The organism is Pedobacter sp. KH_004, from assembly GCF_057840755.1.
In genome coordinates this window covers 3,539,466-3,554,553 of sequence record NZ_CM174519.1, presented here as the reverse complement: position 1 = coordinate 3,554,553, position 15,088 = coordinate 3,539,466, and the positions used below count along the sequence as shown (strand labels likewise).

Below are 15,088 nucleotides of genomic sequence, written 5' to 3'. Positions count from 1 at the left end.
ACGGCATACCTTAAAATAGTAGTCTTAACTTGCTGATTTTGGAGATACTCTTATCTAAAAACAAAATTTGCGAATTTGCTGCTACCGTTTTAAGACTCGGCTATTTTTCTTAACCTTCAAGATTTAATGAAAAAAATCTGCGAATCTGCGGCCCACCTTAACAAGCTTGCATTATCACTTATTTCTCTAAAGCTCCAAAAACTTATCACTATAACACTATTTTTATTGCAATATCCCGACATGCATTTCAGCTAAAAATGGGCTACATTTGTGTTGTTAACAACACATTTACAGATGAAGATAGGAATTGTTTGCTACCCCACTTTTGGTGGTAGTGGAGTAGTTGCAACGGAGCTTGGAAAAGCACTCGCCAACGAGGGTCACCAGGTTCACTTTATTACCTATAGCCAGCCTGCAAGGCTTGACTTTTTTTCTGCAAACCTTTTTTATCATGAGGTTTCTGTAAGGGATTATCCACTCTTCGACTATGCACCCTATGAATCTGCTTTGGCGAGCAAACTGGTAGATGTGGTTCGTTTTGAGCAGTTGGATGTCTTGCATGTACATTACGCCATTCCGCATGCATCTGCAGCTTTTATGGCTAAGCAAATTCTAGCCAGTTATGGTATTCATATTCCGGTTGTGACCACTTTGCATGGTACTGATATCACTTTGGTAGGTAAAGATCCAACCTATAAGCCTGTAGTAACCTTTTCAATCAATCAAAGCGATGGTGTAACAACCGTTTCTCAGGATTTAAAAGATGATACTTATAATCATTTTGAAATCACAAAAGAAATTAAGGTGATTCCGAATTTTATCGACTTCAGTCGTTTTAGCCTGCAGGCAAAAGATCACTTTAAAAAGGCAATTGCGCCCAATAATGAACGTATTTTAATTCATACTTCAAATTTCCGGAAAGTGAAGCGCACTTCAGATGTGATTCGAATTTTTGAAAAAGTACAGGCTGTTATTCCTTCAAAACTATTAATGGTTGGCGACGGTCCGGAAAGGTCTTACGATGAACAGCTTTGCCGATCATTAGGTATTGATGATCATGTGCGTTTCTTGGGTAAACAAGATGCCGTTGAAGAAATTCTATCAGTTTCTGATTTGTTTTTAATGCCTTCGGAATCAGAAAGCTTTGGTTTGGCTGCCCTGGAAGCAATGGCTTGCAAAGTGCCTGCAATTACTTCAAATGCTGGTGGTTTGCCTGAATTAAATATTGATGATTATTGTGGCTATATGTGCGATGTTGGTGATGTAGAAGATATGGCTAATAAAGCGATAACCATTTTAAGTAATGATGAAACCCTGAAATATTTTAAGGAAAATGCATTTATAAGAGCACAGGATTTTGATTTAAAAAAAATCCTACCTTATTATGTTGATTATTATAAAGAGGTGATTGAAAATTCGCTTCAAGCGAAATATTAGAATTTAGCTTTTTATGGCTTAAACGCTTATATTTAAAGGTTTGAGCATCTTATTTATAGAAAAAATATTCGTTTCCGTGAAGTTGAACGCAATCAAACGTTTGACTTCTGTATGGGAAAAATCTTTAAAAACGAGCAAAAAATTGCTTTATTTGAGAGAACTTAGATTCTAAGTAAATTATTTTTTAAATAAATATATGCCTGTTATTCGGATGATTCCGAGTAAAATAAATCCTTTAATAAACATATGAGATCCAAAATTTTTATGCTTGCACTGTTATTGAGCATTGCGGCAACAGTTAATGCCCAATTTAAAAAGGCAGCTGTGAAACACACTTTCGCTATTGCAGATGGTAATTTTCTTTTAGATGGAAAGCCAATTCAAATTCATAGTGGCGAGATGCACTATTCGAGAATCCCGAAACCTTATTGGCGCCACCGTTTGAAAATGATGAAAGCAATGGGTTTAAATGCAGTAGCAACGTATGTTTTCTGGAATTATCATGAAATTGCTCCTGGCGTTTGGGATTTCAAGTCGGGAAACAAAGACATTGCCGAATACATCAAAATTGCTGAAGAAGAGGGGTTGTTTGTAATCCTTCGCCCAGGGCCATATGTTTGTGCCGAATGGGAATTTGGCGGCTATCCATGGTTTCTAACCAAAGTTCCTGGGATGGTAATTCGAGGTAATAATCCTCAATATTTAGCAGCAACAAAGGCATATTTTACAGCCTTATATGGTCAGGTTAAACCGCTTTTAGTTAGCAACGGTGGACCAATTGTAATGGTCCAGGGAGAGAATGAATTTGGATCGTACGTAGCGCAACGGAAAGATATTAGTCTCGAGAATCATAAAAAATATAGCGCTGCAGTGTTTCAGCAACTGAAAGACGTTGGTTTTGATATCCCTTTCTTTACTTCTGATGGCAGCTGGCTTTTTGAAGGCGGCGCATTACCCGGTGCTTTGCCAACTGCAAATGGTGAAGATGATGTCACTAAGCTGAAAGAAATTGTTAATCAATATAATGGAGGCAAAGGCCCTTACATGGTTGCCGAATTTTATCCGGGTTGGCTAGACCATTGGGCAGAACCTTTTCCAAAAGTTTCTTATAAAAGCACAGCCAAACAGACCCAGAAATATTTGGATGCTGGTGTTTCTTTTAATTATTATATGGTTCATGGAGGTACAAATTTTGGTTTCACCTCAGGAGCCAATTATGATAATAAGCATGATATTCAACCCGATTTAACCAGTTACGATTATGATGCGCCTATTAGCGAAGCCGGCTGGGCAACCAAAAAGTACGATACTTTACGCTCAATGCTTAAAAGCGTAACAACTCCAGCGGTACCAGCAAAAAATCCGGTTATTGCCATTCCAAATATCGTATTAACCAAGGCAGTAGATTTAGAAGATATCAAAAGCAAAATTGCTCCAGTTAATGATGATAAACCCTTAACATTTGAAGAACTTAACCAAGGAAATGGTTACGTTTGGTACAGTAAAAAATTCAATCAGCCTATTAGCGGCAAATTGGAATTGGCTGGCCTTCGCGATTATGCCATTGTTTATGTGAATGGGACGAAAGTGGCAGAATTGAACAGTTATTATAAAAAATACGACTGCGAAATTGACATTCCATTTAATGCGACGTTGGATATTATTGTGGAGAATATGGGACGCATCAACTACGGTGCTAAGATCGTGAACAGCTTTAAGGGAATTGTTTCGCCCGTAATCATCAATGGCCAAACCATCACCGGAAACTGGGATATGTATCAATTGCCTATGGATGTGGTACCAAATATCACATCGGCTAAAAACACGGCTACTGCTGGCAAACCAGCAATTTACCAAGGGAATTTTACGCTAGCTAAAGCGGGAGATACATTTTTAGATATGCGCACTTTTGGCAAAGGCATTGTGTTTATTAATGGAATAAATATTGGCCGTTATTGGAGCGTTGGCCCTCAACAAACTCTATATGTTCCCGGTTGTTGGTTAAAAGTTGGAAAAAATGACATTGTTATTTTCGAGCAGAAAAATGATGTGATGCAGAAGTCAGTTAAATCTTTAACAACACCAATTTTGGAAGAACTGAAGCCTGAGAATGGTTTAACAAAATAATTTTAATCTCCTGTTTGTCTAGCGAAGTCACCTGATGGTTTTTAGGTGACTTTTTTGTTTTATCAGGTTTCGACTTATGAGGTTTAGGCGAAATTTGGGCTTGCAAAACTTCGTTAGTCTTATTGATTTTTTGGGAAAACTGTTGAAGTTTTTCTGCGCTACAGGCCTTTAAGACTTCGGTAGTTGACCGACTTACGGAGTTTTGCTGCCTGTCTTTCCTTTCCAACTGACTGGACTTAATTAAATTAAACTTTCTCAAAATCAAACGATTATAAATTGTATCTTTGCGCCTTCGAAATCATCGATCACACAAAAATGAACATTGATTTCTTGAAAAACTAAAAATAGGTTAGCATAAATGAAAAAAATAGTTGATTACAGAAAGCTTTTGAACGTAGATAAAGAGGCTGAATTAAAGGATCTTAAATCGATATACCGTACGTTAATGAAAGATTGTCACCCAGACAAATTTCAGCAAGAAGAAGAGAAATTAGATGCAGAAGCAAGAAGTAAGGAGATTATCGAAGCTTACCACTTTTTAGTAAGTATTGCACCAGAAACCCGTGAGCAAAATATAGAAACCTATACGCAAACTACAACTTTATCAAACATTCAGGATTTTGAATACAAGCAACAAGTATTAAACATTCAGTTTTACGATGGCAGTGCTTACGAATATTTTGATGTGCCAAAAGCAATCTATGTTAAATTAGTTAACGCAGATTCTCCAGGTCGCTTTGCCCGTAGACATATTTTTAATGAATACCCTTATCGTAATGTTGCAAGGGTAGCAGAACCTGCGTAATTTTAAATAAAAATATAAATGAAAGACTTGCTTGGCAGGTCTTTTTTTTTGTTTGTAGCAAATTTTCACAAAAACTGCTATTCCGTCGTTTTCTAAAACGGTCGTCATTGCGAGTCACGAAGCAATCTCTTTCGTAATAGATTGCTTCGTGCCTCGCAATGACGAATTTATTTACGGAAATGATTAGAAATCTAATTATTCAGCATTGGTTTAAAGCGATTGTCTTTATTGCGCAGATCTAAGCCACCCTCGTAAACCGATTTCAAATTTACTAAGTAAAAACTCCAGCCGCCGTGGCAGCCAATCCGAATATTTCGCTTTGATTGATCATCGGTTGGGATATTTTTTTGGGTGAGTTCAACTATTACGTATTCGTGCTCCTCCCGTAGGAGAACATCTACTACACAATCGCCAGCAAAGGTGAATTGAAAATGATTTTTACCATTTGCTTGAGTTATTCGTCCATGCTCAACATCATCATACAAATACCAGATCCATTGGTACAAATCACCCTTAAGTACGTTTTGCGATTTGCTCAACTGCACATGGTTCTCGTCAGAAAATTGCGAACTGCTTAAGAACCATTTTTCAATTTCTTCTGCCTTGGTCCTGGCGTCATAGATACCCTCCAACTTTCCTTTGATAGCGATCTTCAAAGTAAAGCTGGTCCAGTCGAAATTTTCCATTTTTTAATTAAAGACAAGACAAACAGGCGCACCCACGTCAATTCGTTTACCACTATCGGTAAGCTTTCCAGTGGTTTTATTCCGGTTAAAAACGACAATGTTATTGGTGTATTGATGGCCAATTAATAAGTACTTGCCACTTGGATCTATGGTGAAATTTCGTGGTCCTTTACCTAATGTACTCACTGTCTCTATAAATTTGAGTTTACCTGTTGGGAGGATTGAAAATGCAGAAATGCTGTTTGCATCGCCACGGTTAGTTTCGTAAAGGAATTTTCCATCTGCAGAAACGTGGATATCAGCCGCATCGACTGACCCTGAAAAGTTTTTAGGCGTGGTTCCGATTTCCCTTAGCTTAGTTAGGTTTCCGTTCAAATAGCTAAAAGCAGTTATGCTTCCATTAAACTCATGTACGAGGTAGGCAAACTTTCCATTAGGAGTAAAAGTGATGTGTCTTGGCCCGGTTCCGGCATTTGTTTTTAACACCTTTTTTTCGGTAAGGGTTTTATCTTTGCCTGTCGGATTATAATTGTAAATATAAATCTGGTCTTCTCCCAAGTCATTAACGACAAGATGTTTTTTGTCAGGCGTAAATTTCACCATGTGAACATGAGCACTTTTTTGTCTGCCTTTCGGATCGATGCTTTTTCCGGTATGCTGAATCACCTGGCTGGCTTCGTTTAAAGAGCCATCAGCATTGCGTGGAAAAACCGCTAAACTACCGCCACTATAATTTGCTACAATTACATTTTTATTATCAACAGTAACGAAACAAGGATCGGCACCATGACTATCAACTTTATTTAAAAAACTTAATAATCCGGTTTTTTGATCATAACTAAATGCGCTAACCGTGCTGGTATTTCCAGTTTCATTTACGGCGTAAACGAAATTATTATCGGGCGAAACTGCCAGATAGCTTGGATTGGCAATCCCTTTTGCAATCAGCTTTAAATTCGATGCTGCGGTAGCAGTATTAAAGTTGTAGGTATAAATCCCTTCGCTTTTGCCGGGAGCAGTGTATGTGCCGACCAGCAGATTGTAATTGGTTTTCTGTGCAAAAGCAATGGTTGATAGAAGTGACATTAAAAATATGATGATGTTTTTTTTCATGATGATAACTGTTATAGAAACAAATATGGCGAAAAAAAAGTTTGCTGCAATTTTAAGCAAGGGGGTTAGTGATTTAAAAAATCCTCAGTAACGAGTTTTACTCAAACAAAAAGGCAATCTTTCGATTGCCTTTGAATGTTATTTGATTAAATGTTTGATCTGGATTAACTCATGATCTTCCAGGTATCTCCATCTTCCCCGAGGTAAATCTTTTTTAGTTAAGTTGCCATAAACTACGCGATCTAATTTCTCAACGCTATAACCCAGGTGTTCGAAAATACGACGAACAATTCTGTTTTTACCGCTGTGAATTTGAATACCGATTTCTTTTTTGGTTCCACCAGCAACGTACGAGATATTGTCTGGTTTAATCAAACCATCCTCAAGCTCTAAACCGAAAGCGATTTTATTCAAATCTCCCTGAGATAATGATTTGTCTAACTCAACATTGTAAATTTTGGTGATGCCATTTTTCGGGTGCGATAATTTATCCGCTAAATCACCATCATTTGTCATCAACAATAAACCAGTTGTGTTACGATCTAAGCGGCCAACTGGGTAAATGCGCTCACGACTAGCTTTATCAACTAATTGCATTACGGTACGGCGCTCCTGAGGATCATCGGTTGTTGTGATGTAATCCTTCGGCTTGTTTAACAACACATAAACTTTTTTCTCCCGCTTAAGTAATTCGCCATTGTAACGAATTAAATCTTTTGCCGGATCAACTTTATGGCCTAATTCTGTAACTGCTTCGCCATTTACTGTTACTACGCCTGCAGCAATTAACTCATCAGCTTTACGGCGAGAGCAAATGCCTGCGTTTGAAATATATCTATTAAGGCGAATAAGGCCTTTGTCTTCGTTTGTTTTGCGTGCAGGTGCAATCACCGTTCTTTCCGGACGGTTGAACTCTGTATCTCTAGGTTGCGGTTCTTCGCGTTTTCTAAACGGACGAGAATCGCCTTCTCTTGCTTCCCTTGGTTTTACATCTCTTGAACTTCCAGCACTTGGTCTGAATCCATCAGATTTGCCTTTGGATTTGAAATCCTTGTAACCACCTTCTCTTGGTTTGAAATCTCTTGATCCAACATCTTTCGATTTGAAATCGCGTTCACCGGTTCTTGGTTTATAATCTCTCGGTCCGCCTTCTCTTGGTTTGAAGTCACGGTCGCCAGTTCTCGGTTTAAAATCTCTCGAATCTCCATCCTTAGATTTGAAATCACGCTCTCCTGTTCTTGGTTTATAATCTCTTGAGCCACCTTCTCTTGATTTAAAATCTCTATCTCCAGTTCTTGGTTTGTAATCTCTTGATCCACCTTCTCTCGGCTTGAAGTCGCGATCGCCGCTTCTTGATTTGTAATCCCTCGACCCACCATCTTTTGATTTATAGCTACGTTCTTCTGATCTTGCTCCAGAATCTTTCGATTTGAATTCACGATCGCCGAATTTAAAACTTTGTGGTTCCGAATCTTTCGATTTGAAATCGCGGCTTCCTGATCTAGGTTTGAAATCTTTTTTGTCTCCGAATGATTTTGATTTGAAATCTTTATTGTCTGAGCTTCTAGGTCTGAAGTTATCTCTTGAATCGGATGATTTTTTGAATTTACTGTCTTTGTCGTCTGACTTTCTTCTATCAGATCCGGCATCATTGCTTCTGCCTTCTGTTCTCCGGTTTCCCGATTTGGACTTGTCATCCCGACTGTTCCTGTTGTCTTTATTTATCATGATACGCTTTTAGCCGCATCCTAAAATGCGGGCTGCAAATTTATGAAAAATTGATGAACATTACAATTGTTGAGCAGCGAAAATTTTGATCAAAAAATAGCCTCTAAAATAGAAAAAAGCATCGAAAAATCAAAATTTAAAATCCACGTTTAAAGCACTTTAGGCGCAGATTTTGGGTAGTATTTCTGTAACTATTTGATAATGTGGTTATTATTTTTTAGCTTTGCCGACGTTTTTATATAAGTTCACCAAAAAAAGGAGGAAGATGTTAAAGAAACACAGCGTACCATTTGCGGTAGTGGCAACACTATTTATCTTGGCAAAAGTGTTCACTTACCAAATGCCCTTAGTACCAAAAAGTCTTTCAAAAGAAGCAAATTTAAACACTACAATAACAAAAACTGACAGCGTAAAAGTTGTAGAGGTAGCCAAACCTCAGTCGTTAATGGCTCAGTTAAACTTCGCGGATGAAACCTTGCCATTAGGCGATAAAAAGGTAGAGAGAAAAATGAAAAAAATTCTTGCCGCACACAATTTCAAGCATATGCAAACAAATGTTTTGCATCAAAAAGCAGCCAAATGGTTCCCGGTAATTGAACCAATTCTTGCTGCTTACGGAATCCCTAACGATTTCAAGTATTTAGCGCTGGTTGAATCTGGAACGGCTATGGGCGTTTCGCCAAAAGGTGCTGCCGGTATTTGGCAATTTATGCCTGGTACAGCCCGTACTTACGGCCTAAAGGTAAACAGCAGTGTTGATGAACGCTACAATTTGCGAAAATCTACAGTTGCTGCCTGTAAATACATTAAAGAAATGTATAGAGGTTTAGAGAGCTGGACTTTAGTTGCTGCAGCCTATAACGTAGGCGATGGCCGCTTGCGTAAGCAGATCAATAATCAAAATCAAGACAATTATTACAAAATGAAGTTAAACCGCGAAACCGGTGGCTACGTTTATAAAGTAATTTCGATGAAGCAGATTATGGAACATCCGAAACGCTACGGATACAAAAAAGAGCGAGTATTATTGGCCTACAACGGCGAATAACATTATTGAGGTAAAAACAAAGCATTTGGTAAGGCGTCCGGATTTAATTCTGGACGCTTTTTTTATGCAAATGATTTCATTTTTGGCTATACATTAATAGAATTCTTTCTTAAATAGGCGATGATCATTCTTTTTCTAAGTCTTCCAGCTTTAGTCTCTGTGCTTTTAAATTTCATCCAGTTGTTTTTTGGCCGCAGATTAACAGATTCTTTTTTAATTAATGATGGGAGATCTTGCGCCCATTCTTAGGGTATTAATCTTTGCTCCTTGTTCTTTAATCCTTGTTCCTTTATCTTTGATCCTAACTATGTTCAAACTTCGCATTAACAATATCATCAATCAACCCGGAGATAACATTACATTCCAATTTGAGGATGTAGAAGGCAGTTATCCGAAATATCTTGCTGGTCAGTTTGTGTCCTTGATTTTTGAAGGTAAAAACAGAGAAGTACGTCGGTCGTATTCATTCAACAGCTCACCAGATGTAGATGAGCCGCTTGCCATTACCGTTAAGCGGGTAGAGAATGGAGAGATTTCCAGGTTTTTGCACCATAAAACAGCGCTGAATGATATTCTTTATGCACAAGAACCCCAGGGTTTGTTTAGTTATTTGCCTGAGGAGCAATTAAAAAGAGATCTGTTTCTTTTTGCAGCCGGAGTTGGCATTACGCCACTTTTCTCCATCTTAAAAACCGCTTTGGTAAGAGAGAAGAATTCCTTGATTACTTTAATATATAGTAACCGATCAAAAGAAGATGCGCTATTTTACGATGAACTTAACGAGTGGCAGCAAAAATATCCCGAAAGATTAAAAATTGTTTGGGTATTTAGCAATAGCAAAAACCTGATGACTGCCCGTTTGAACAAATTTTATATCGAAAAGTTACTCAAAGAACATTTGCACTTCAAAAGAGAGGATGCTTTATTCTATACTTGCGGGCCAATTATTTATATGGACTTGTGTAGAATTACTTTGTTAGGGATGGGTTTTGATTTCAAGCAGATTAAAAGAGAAACTTTTGTATTGCCGGAAGATGAAGTAGATGAAGATGATAGTACGGAGAAAGTGGTTGATAAAAATACCTACTCTGTGATTTTAAATTTTCAGGGTACACGTTACAACCTCGATATTCCATGGCCAAAGCGAATTTTAGATGTGGCCCTGGAAAATAAAATTAAACTACCTTACAGTTGTCGCGGCGGCGTTTGCAGTACTTGCGTAGCCAACTGCACCAAAGGCAATGTTCGTATGGATTACAACGAAGTGCTAACTGATGAAGAGATTGAGCAGGGTAGGGTTTTGGTGTGTACCGGTCGACCGACAGAAAATGGAACGACGATAGAGTGGTAGGGGATGGGACTTTCTTAATGTAACGTTATAATGCTCGGAGGTGTGGGAGTGAGTTAAATTACTAGAAGCATGGAGAGCTTGAAGAAAAGATTTTCGGACTTTATCAAATCATTGTTACCTATAGTTTTATTACGCTGTTCAGTTTTTTCTTGCAAGAAATAGTAGTCCGAATGTCAGAGGTGCAATTATAAAATATAAAAGTCCTGAGATGTATGTCCAATTATGATACTTGGAGATTGTCCTTGTCTGCCGATGTCTATAAGCAATTAGCCCCATAAAAATTGGTGCTACAAGAGTTAAATACAAACTCCCTAAAGAAGCCATTCCTGACCATTTCCAAAGTAATGTCGTAGGTACAACAAGTAAAAGTCCTCCATAAGTTACAAAAACTATAAGTAGTTCTGGTATCGGGGCATTCAATATCTCTTCATTTTTTATCTGCCTAGTTAGCATCAAAAAATATAAAAGTCCTATTAACGGGAGAATGACATGGATTACCAGCACTATAATTATCTCCTTAGTTGTCATTGGTTATAGTTAGCTTGTTGGTAAAGTTGCAGTCAACCGCTAGCTTTACGCAACCCATTTCGTTTTAAACATCTTTAAGCGAATATAAGAGTTTGACTCAACTATTAACTCCTTTAAAACCCGTTGCCCAAAAACCAAGAGTCAAAAACCGACGTTTATTGATTGATGAAAAAACATTTTCTTTATTTTATTTTTTTTAATCTTTCCTGCCTATTTGCTTTTGCGCAAAGTATGGATAAAGATTCCCTCTCCATCAAAAGAGAAGTTGCAAATAAACAATACGTAAATCTATATAAAGAAAACGCCGATTTTTCCTACACTTCTCCTGCAGGCGAACTCGGTGCACCATCAAAATATGTAATCAATGGCAGGTTAACTACAACTTATATGCTTTTGGGCAGTTATAAATCGCCAATAGCGTTCGCAATTATTCCCGATTTTACCGTAAGGGTTAGGAATGAATTTTCTGCGGGGGTTCGAACGCCGAGTTATCGATTAGGGTTTGCTGCTTATGCTCGCTTAAATACCAATCCTGGAAATTACAAGTATGCAGAGATGGCGTTTATCCACCATTCTAATGGGCAAGATCAAGAGGCGATCAGTCCAGATGGAACGGTCAACACCCTCACCGGGAATTTTAATGCCAACTATTTAACCGCATCATATCGATTTGGTCATCTTATTCCAGGCCGCACCGATGAAAGTTATTATTCCATTAACCATCGCGTAGGCTTGCAATGGCATAAATTCTTTAGATATGAACCTGCTCTGGATTTGGGTTTTGGCTTTACAAGGATCATCTACAATTTCTCCCTACGGAAATACGATGACATTGAAAAAAAATCCAGAAACAAAGCGAATGTTAAAACCGAGAAGGAAACCTGGCGTTTAAATAGTGAGATTTCTTACGCAGTGAATAAAATTCCATCGAAAAGTTTAATGAATTTACAAAAGCGGTTTAATGGTGAGGTTAACTTCAATTACAGTTTTCCGTTTATGAATAATGTGTTTCTGATGGCTGCCGTTGGTTATTATGGAGAAGATAATTATAACATTTACTTCCAGGATCACTATGGCTATTTGCGTTTCGGTTTTTCGTCAGGTTTTCTGCGAAACAGGAGTAAACATTATGACAATTAATCCTTAATACAGATTGGTTTAGACTTTCTTTTTGATAAAATTTTTAGCATTTTTGCGGATTGAAATTTAGTGTCTTTTAAGCCTGAATTTCATCCCAACTTTTGAACAAAATATGAGCAATAAATCTGTCGACCTCGGCGAGCAAAAAGATGTAGAAGTATATGGTGCGAGGGTACATAATTTAAAAAATATAGATGTAAGTTTCCCCCGAAACCAATTGGTAGTGATTACCGGTTTAAGTGGAAGCGGGAAATCATCCTTAGCTTTTGATACCATTTACGCAGAAGGACAGCGCCGCTACATGGAAACATTTAGTGCTTACAGTCGCCAGTTTATGGGTGGTATGGAACGCCCTGATGTAGACAAGGTATCTGGTTTAAGTCCGGTGATTGCCATTGAACAAAAAACTACTAGTAAAAATCCACGCTCTACCGTTGGAACTATCACTGAGATTTATGATTTTATGCGTTTGCTGTACGCCCGTGTAGCCGATGCTTACTCGTATAATACAGGTGAGAAAATGGAACGCATGAGCGAAGATCAGATTCTGCAAAACATCTTCAATAAATTTGATGGGAGTGCCGTAAACATTCTGGCGCCTGTGGTTAAGGGTAGAAAAGGCCATTACCGTGAGCTTTTTGAACAAATCCGTAAACAAGGTTATGTTAAAGTTCGCGTTGATGGAGAAATCAAAGATATTACGGCGAAAATGCAGGTCGATCGTTATAAAATCCACGATATTGAAGTGGTCATTGATCGTTTAATTGTTGATGATAAAGACAAGAAGCGTCTTTTGGATTCGGTTCAAACGGCCATGAAAATGGGTAAAGGCGTCATTAAAATCAGTGATAAGGATAATAATGTCGCTCACTTCAGCAAATTCCTGATGTGCCCAACTACTGGGATTTCTTATGATGAGCCTCAGCCGAATAGTTTTTCGTTTAACTCGCCTTATGGTGCTTGCGAACGTTGTGATGGTTTGGGATATATCTTCGTGGTGGATAAGGAATCGGTTATGCCAAATCCAAAACTGAGCATTTTAAATGGTGGTTTGGCTCCACTCGGTGAGTATCGCGATATTTGGATGTTCCAGGTGTTAAAAGCTTTGGCAAAAAAATACAGTTTCTCTTTATCTACACCGATTGATAAACTCAGTGATGAGGTGATCAGTATTATTTTAAATGGTTCTCATGATCTGATCAAAGTTGAAGTAGAATATAACAAATGGAACGTTCAGAATTATAACATCACTTTCGACGGTATAATTAAAATGTTAGAGGAGCAGAACGAAAAGCGAAGCGAATCTGCATCTGATGATATGGACGCTTTCCGGAAATTAAAAACTTGTCCGGAGTGCCATGGTGCTCGTTTGAAAAAAGAAAGTTTACATTTCAAGGTTGATGGCAAAAATATTTTTGAGCTGGCCTCAATGGATATCAATAATCTTCATGCCTGGTTTGAGCATGTTGATGATCGGCTTTCTGATCGCCAGAATATTATTGCAAAAGAAATTTTAAAAGAGATAAAGGCAAGGATTGGTTTCTTAACCGATGTTGGTTTAACCTACCTTACGCTAGATCGAACTGCCCGTACGCTTTCTGGTGGAGAAGCACAACGGATCCGTTTGGCTACTCAAATCGGTTCGCAGCTGATGAATGTGATGTACATTCTTGATGAGCCAAGTATCGGTTTACATCAGCGAGATAACGAGCGCCTGATTAATGCGTTAAAAAATCTCCGTGATTTGGGAAATACCGTTTTGGTCGTTGAACACGACAAGGATATGATTTTGGAAGCCGATTGGGTGATTGATGTCGGGCCAGGAGCAGGGATTCATGGCGGAACAGTAGTTGCTGAAGGAACTGCGAAAGAAATTTTAAAATCGAAAACCTTAACCGCGGCATACTTAAATGGTGAGAAAAAAATTGAAACGCCGAAGGTTCGTAGAAAAGGGAATGGACACAAACTTTCCATTATTAAAGCTACAGGCCATAATCTAAAAGAAGTTTCCGTAGATTTTCCTTTAGGTAAATTTATTGCAGTAACCGGAGTTTCAGGATCAGGGAAGTCAAGTTTAATTACAGAAACGTTGTATCCTATTTTAAATCACCATTTTTTTAGAGCGAAGAAAACACCGCTTCCATACGAAAAAATTACTGGATTGAAAGAAATAGATAAGGTGATTGAAATTGATCAGGCCCCAATCGGGAGGACGCCACGTTCAAATCCATCCACTTATACTGGTGTTTTTTCGGATATCAGAAATCTGTTTGTACAACTTCCTGAAGCTAAAATTCGGGGTTATAAACCTGGCCGTTTCTCTTTTAACGTAAAAGGAGGAAGATGCGAAACCTGCCAGGGCGCTGGATTGAAGGTAATCGAGATGAACTTTTTGCCAGATGTTCAGGTTCCTTGCGAAGAATGTGGAGGAAAACGCTACAATAGAGAAACATTAGAGGTTCGTTTCCGTGGAAAATCCATTAGTGATGTGTTGGACATGAGTATTGAAGACGCCTGCGTGTTTTTCGAAAATATTCCGATCATTTATCGTAAAATCAAAACCCTTAAGGATGTTGGCTTGGGTTATATCACTTTAGGACAATCATCGGTTACTTTGTCTGGTGGTGAAGCACAGCGGGTTAAATTGGCTACTGAACTTTCGAAAAAAGACACTGGGAAAACATTTTATATTCTGGATGAACCAACTACCGGACTTCATTTTGAAGATATCAATGTGCTTTTGGGAGTGCTTCAAGAGCTTGTAGATAAAGGCAATACCATTTTAGTAATTGAACATAACCTTGATGTGGTTAAGGTGGCCGATTGGGTAATCGATTTAGGAGAAGAAGGCGGAGCCGGAGGAGGAAGAATCCTTTTCGAGGGTACGCCTGAAGGTTTGATCCAAAACCCGATTAGCTTGACCGGAAAATTTTTGAAAAAGGAAATGGAGTGGGAGTTTGAAAAGCAGTCTGAAGTCGTGAGTCCAAAGTCCGAAGTCAAACAAAAGAAGGTCATCAAAAAAGTTAAGCAAAAAGATTAGGCTTTTGTCTTTGCGAGGCACGAAGCAATCTTAAGGCGTAAGGTTGCCAATAGGGAATTAGGATTGCTTCGTTCCTCGCAATAAC

General features: G+C 38.3%; 10 protein-coding genes. 7 read left to right on the top strand and 3 right to left on the bottom strand.

The window, feature by feature from the left end; genetic code table 11:
• Nucleotides 1-294: 294 nt before the first annotated feature.
• The 3 genes from bshA (at nt 295) to AC3ITD_RS15195 (ending at nt 4,369) form a co-directional block, all read left to right on the top strand.
• A complete protein-coding gene (gene bshA, locus AC3ITD_RS15205; RefSeq protein WP_489360979.1) occupies nt 295-1,437 on the top strand; it encodes an N-acetyl-alpha-D-glucosaminyl L-malate synthase BshA in 1,143 nt (380 codons plus the stop codon).
• A 246-nt stretch (nt 1,438-1,683) separates the two neighbouring features.
• Nucleotides 1,684-3,564 (top strand): glycoside hydrolase family 35 protein, encoded by a 1,881-nt coding sequence (locus AC3ITD_RS15200; RefSeq protein WP_489360977.1) that lies wholly within the window; start codon nt 1,684-1,686, stop codon nt 3,562-3,564.
• A 358-nt stretch (nt 3,565-3,922) separates the two neighbouring features.
• The gene (locus AC3ITD_RS15195) at nt 3,923-4,369 is read left to right on the top strand and encodes a KTSC domain-containing protein (protein WP_463485115.1); all 447 of its coding nucleotides are present in this window, start codon (nt 3,923-3,925) and stop codon (nt 4,367-4,369) included.
• A gap of 191 nt (nt 4,370-4,560) precedes the next feature.
• Here AC3ITD_RS15195 and AC3ITD_RS15190 read toward each other — a convergent pair whose 3' ends face one another.
• The 3 genes from AC3ITD_RS15190 to AC3ITD_RS15180 form a co-directional block, all read right to left on the bottom strand.
• Entirely contained in the window at nt 4,561-5,055 is a 495-nt protein-coding gene (locus AC3ITD_RS15190; protein ID WP_489360974.1) for an SRPBCC family protein, read from the bottom strand.
• Nucleotides 5,056-5,058: 3 nt separating this feature from the next.
• On the bottom strand, nt 5,059-6,168 hold the full coding sequence (locus tag AC3ITD_RS15185) for a lactonase family protein (protein WP_489360972.1): 1,110 nt from the start codon (nt 6,166-6,168) through the stop codon (nt 5,059-5,061).
• A 138-nt stretch (nt 6,169-6,306) separates the two neighbouring features.
• Nucleotides 6,307-7,896, bottom strand: a complete 1,590-nt coding sequence (locus AC3ITD_RS15180) for a pseudouridine synthase (RefSeq protein ID WP_265799083.1) — start codon at nt 7,894-7,896, stop codon at nt 6,307-6,309.
• A gap of 265 nt (nt 7,897-8,161) precedes the next feature.
• On the opposite strand from AC3ITD_RS15180, the gene AC3ITD_RS15175 reads away from it, so the two are divergent.
• From AC3ITD_RS15175 to uvrA, 4 genes are all read left to right on the top strand, one after another.
• Complete coding sequence (locus AC3ITD_RS15175) at nt 8,162-8,944, top strand: lytic transglycosylase domain-containing protein (RefSeq protein ID WP_265799082.1); 783 nt, start codon at nt 8,162-8,164, stop codon at nt 8,942-8,944.
• A 307-nt stretch (nt 8,945-9,251) separates the two neighbouring features.
• Entirely contained in the window at nt 9,252-10,295 is a 1,044-nt protein-coding gene (locus AC3ITD_RS15170; RefSeq protein WP_265799081.1) for a ferredoxin--NADP reductase, read from the top strand.
• Between the two features lie 759 nt (nt 10,296-11,054).
• Nucleotides 11,055-11,963: a hypothetical protein gene (locus AC3ITD_RS15165; protein WP_489360968.1), complete on the top strand. Its 909-nt coding sequence runs from the start codon at nt 11,055-11,057 to the stop codon at nt 11,961-11,963.
• A gap of 112 nt (nt 11,964-12,075) precedes the next feature.
• Nucleotides 12,076-15,003 carry an excinuclease ABC subunit UvrA gene (gene uvrA, locus AC3ITD_RS15160; RefSeq protein ID WP_489360966.1) on the top strand — a complete coding sequence of 976 codons (2,928 nt, stop codon included), beginning with the start codon at nt 12,076-12,078 and terminating at the stop codon, nt 15,001-15,003.
• Nucleotides 15,004-15,088: the final 85 nt, after the last annotated feature.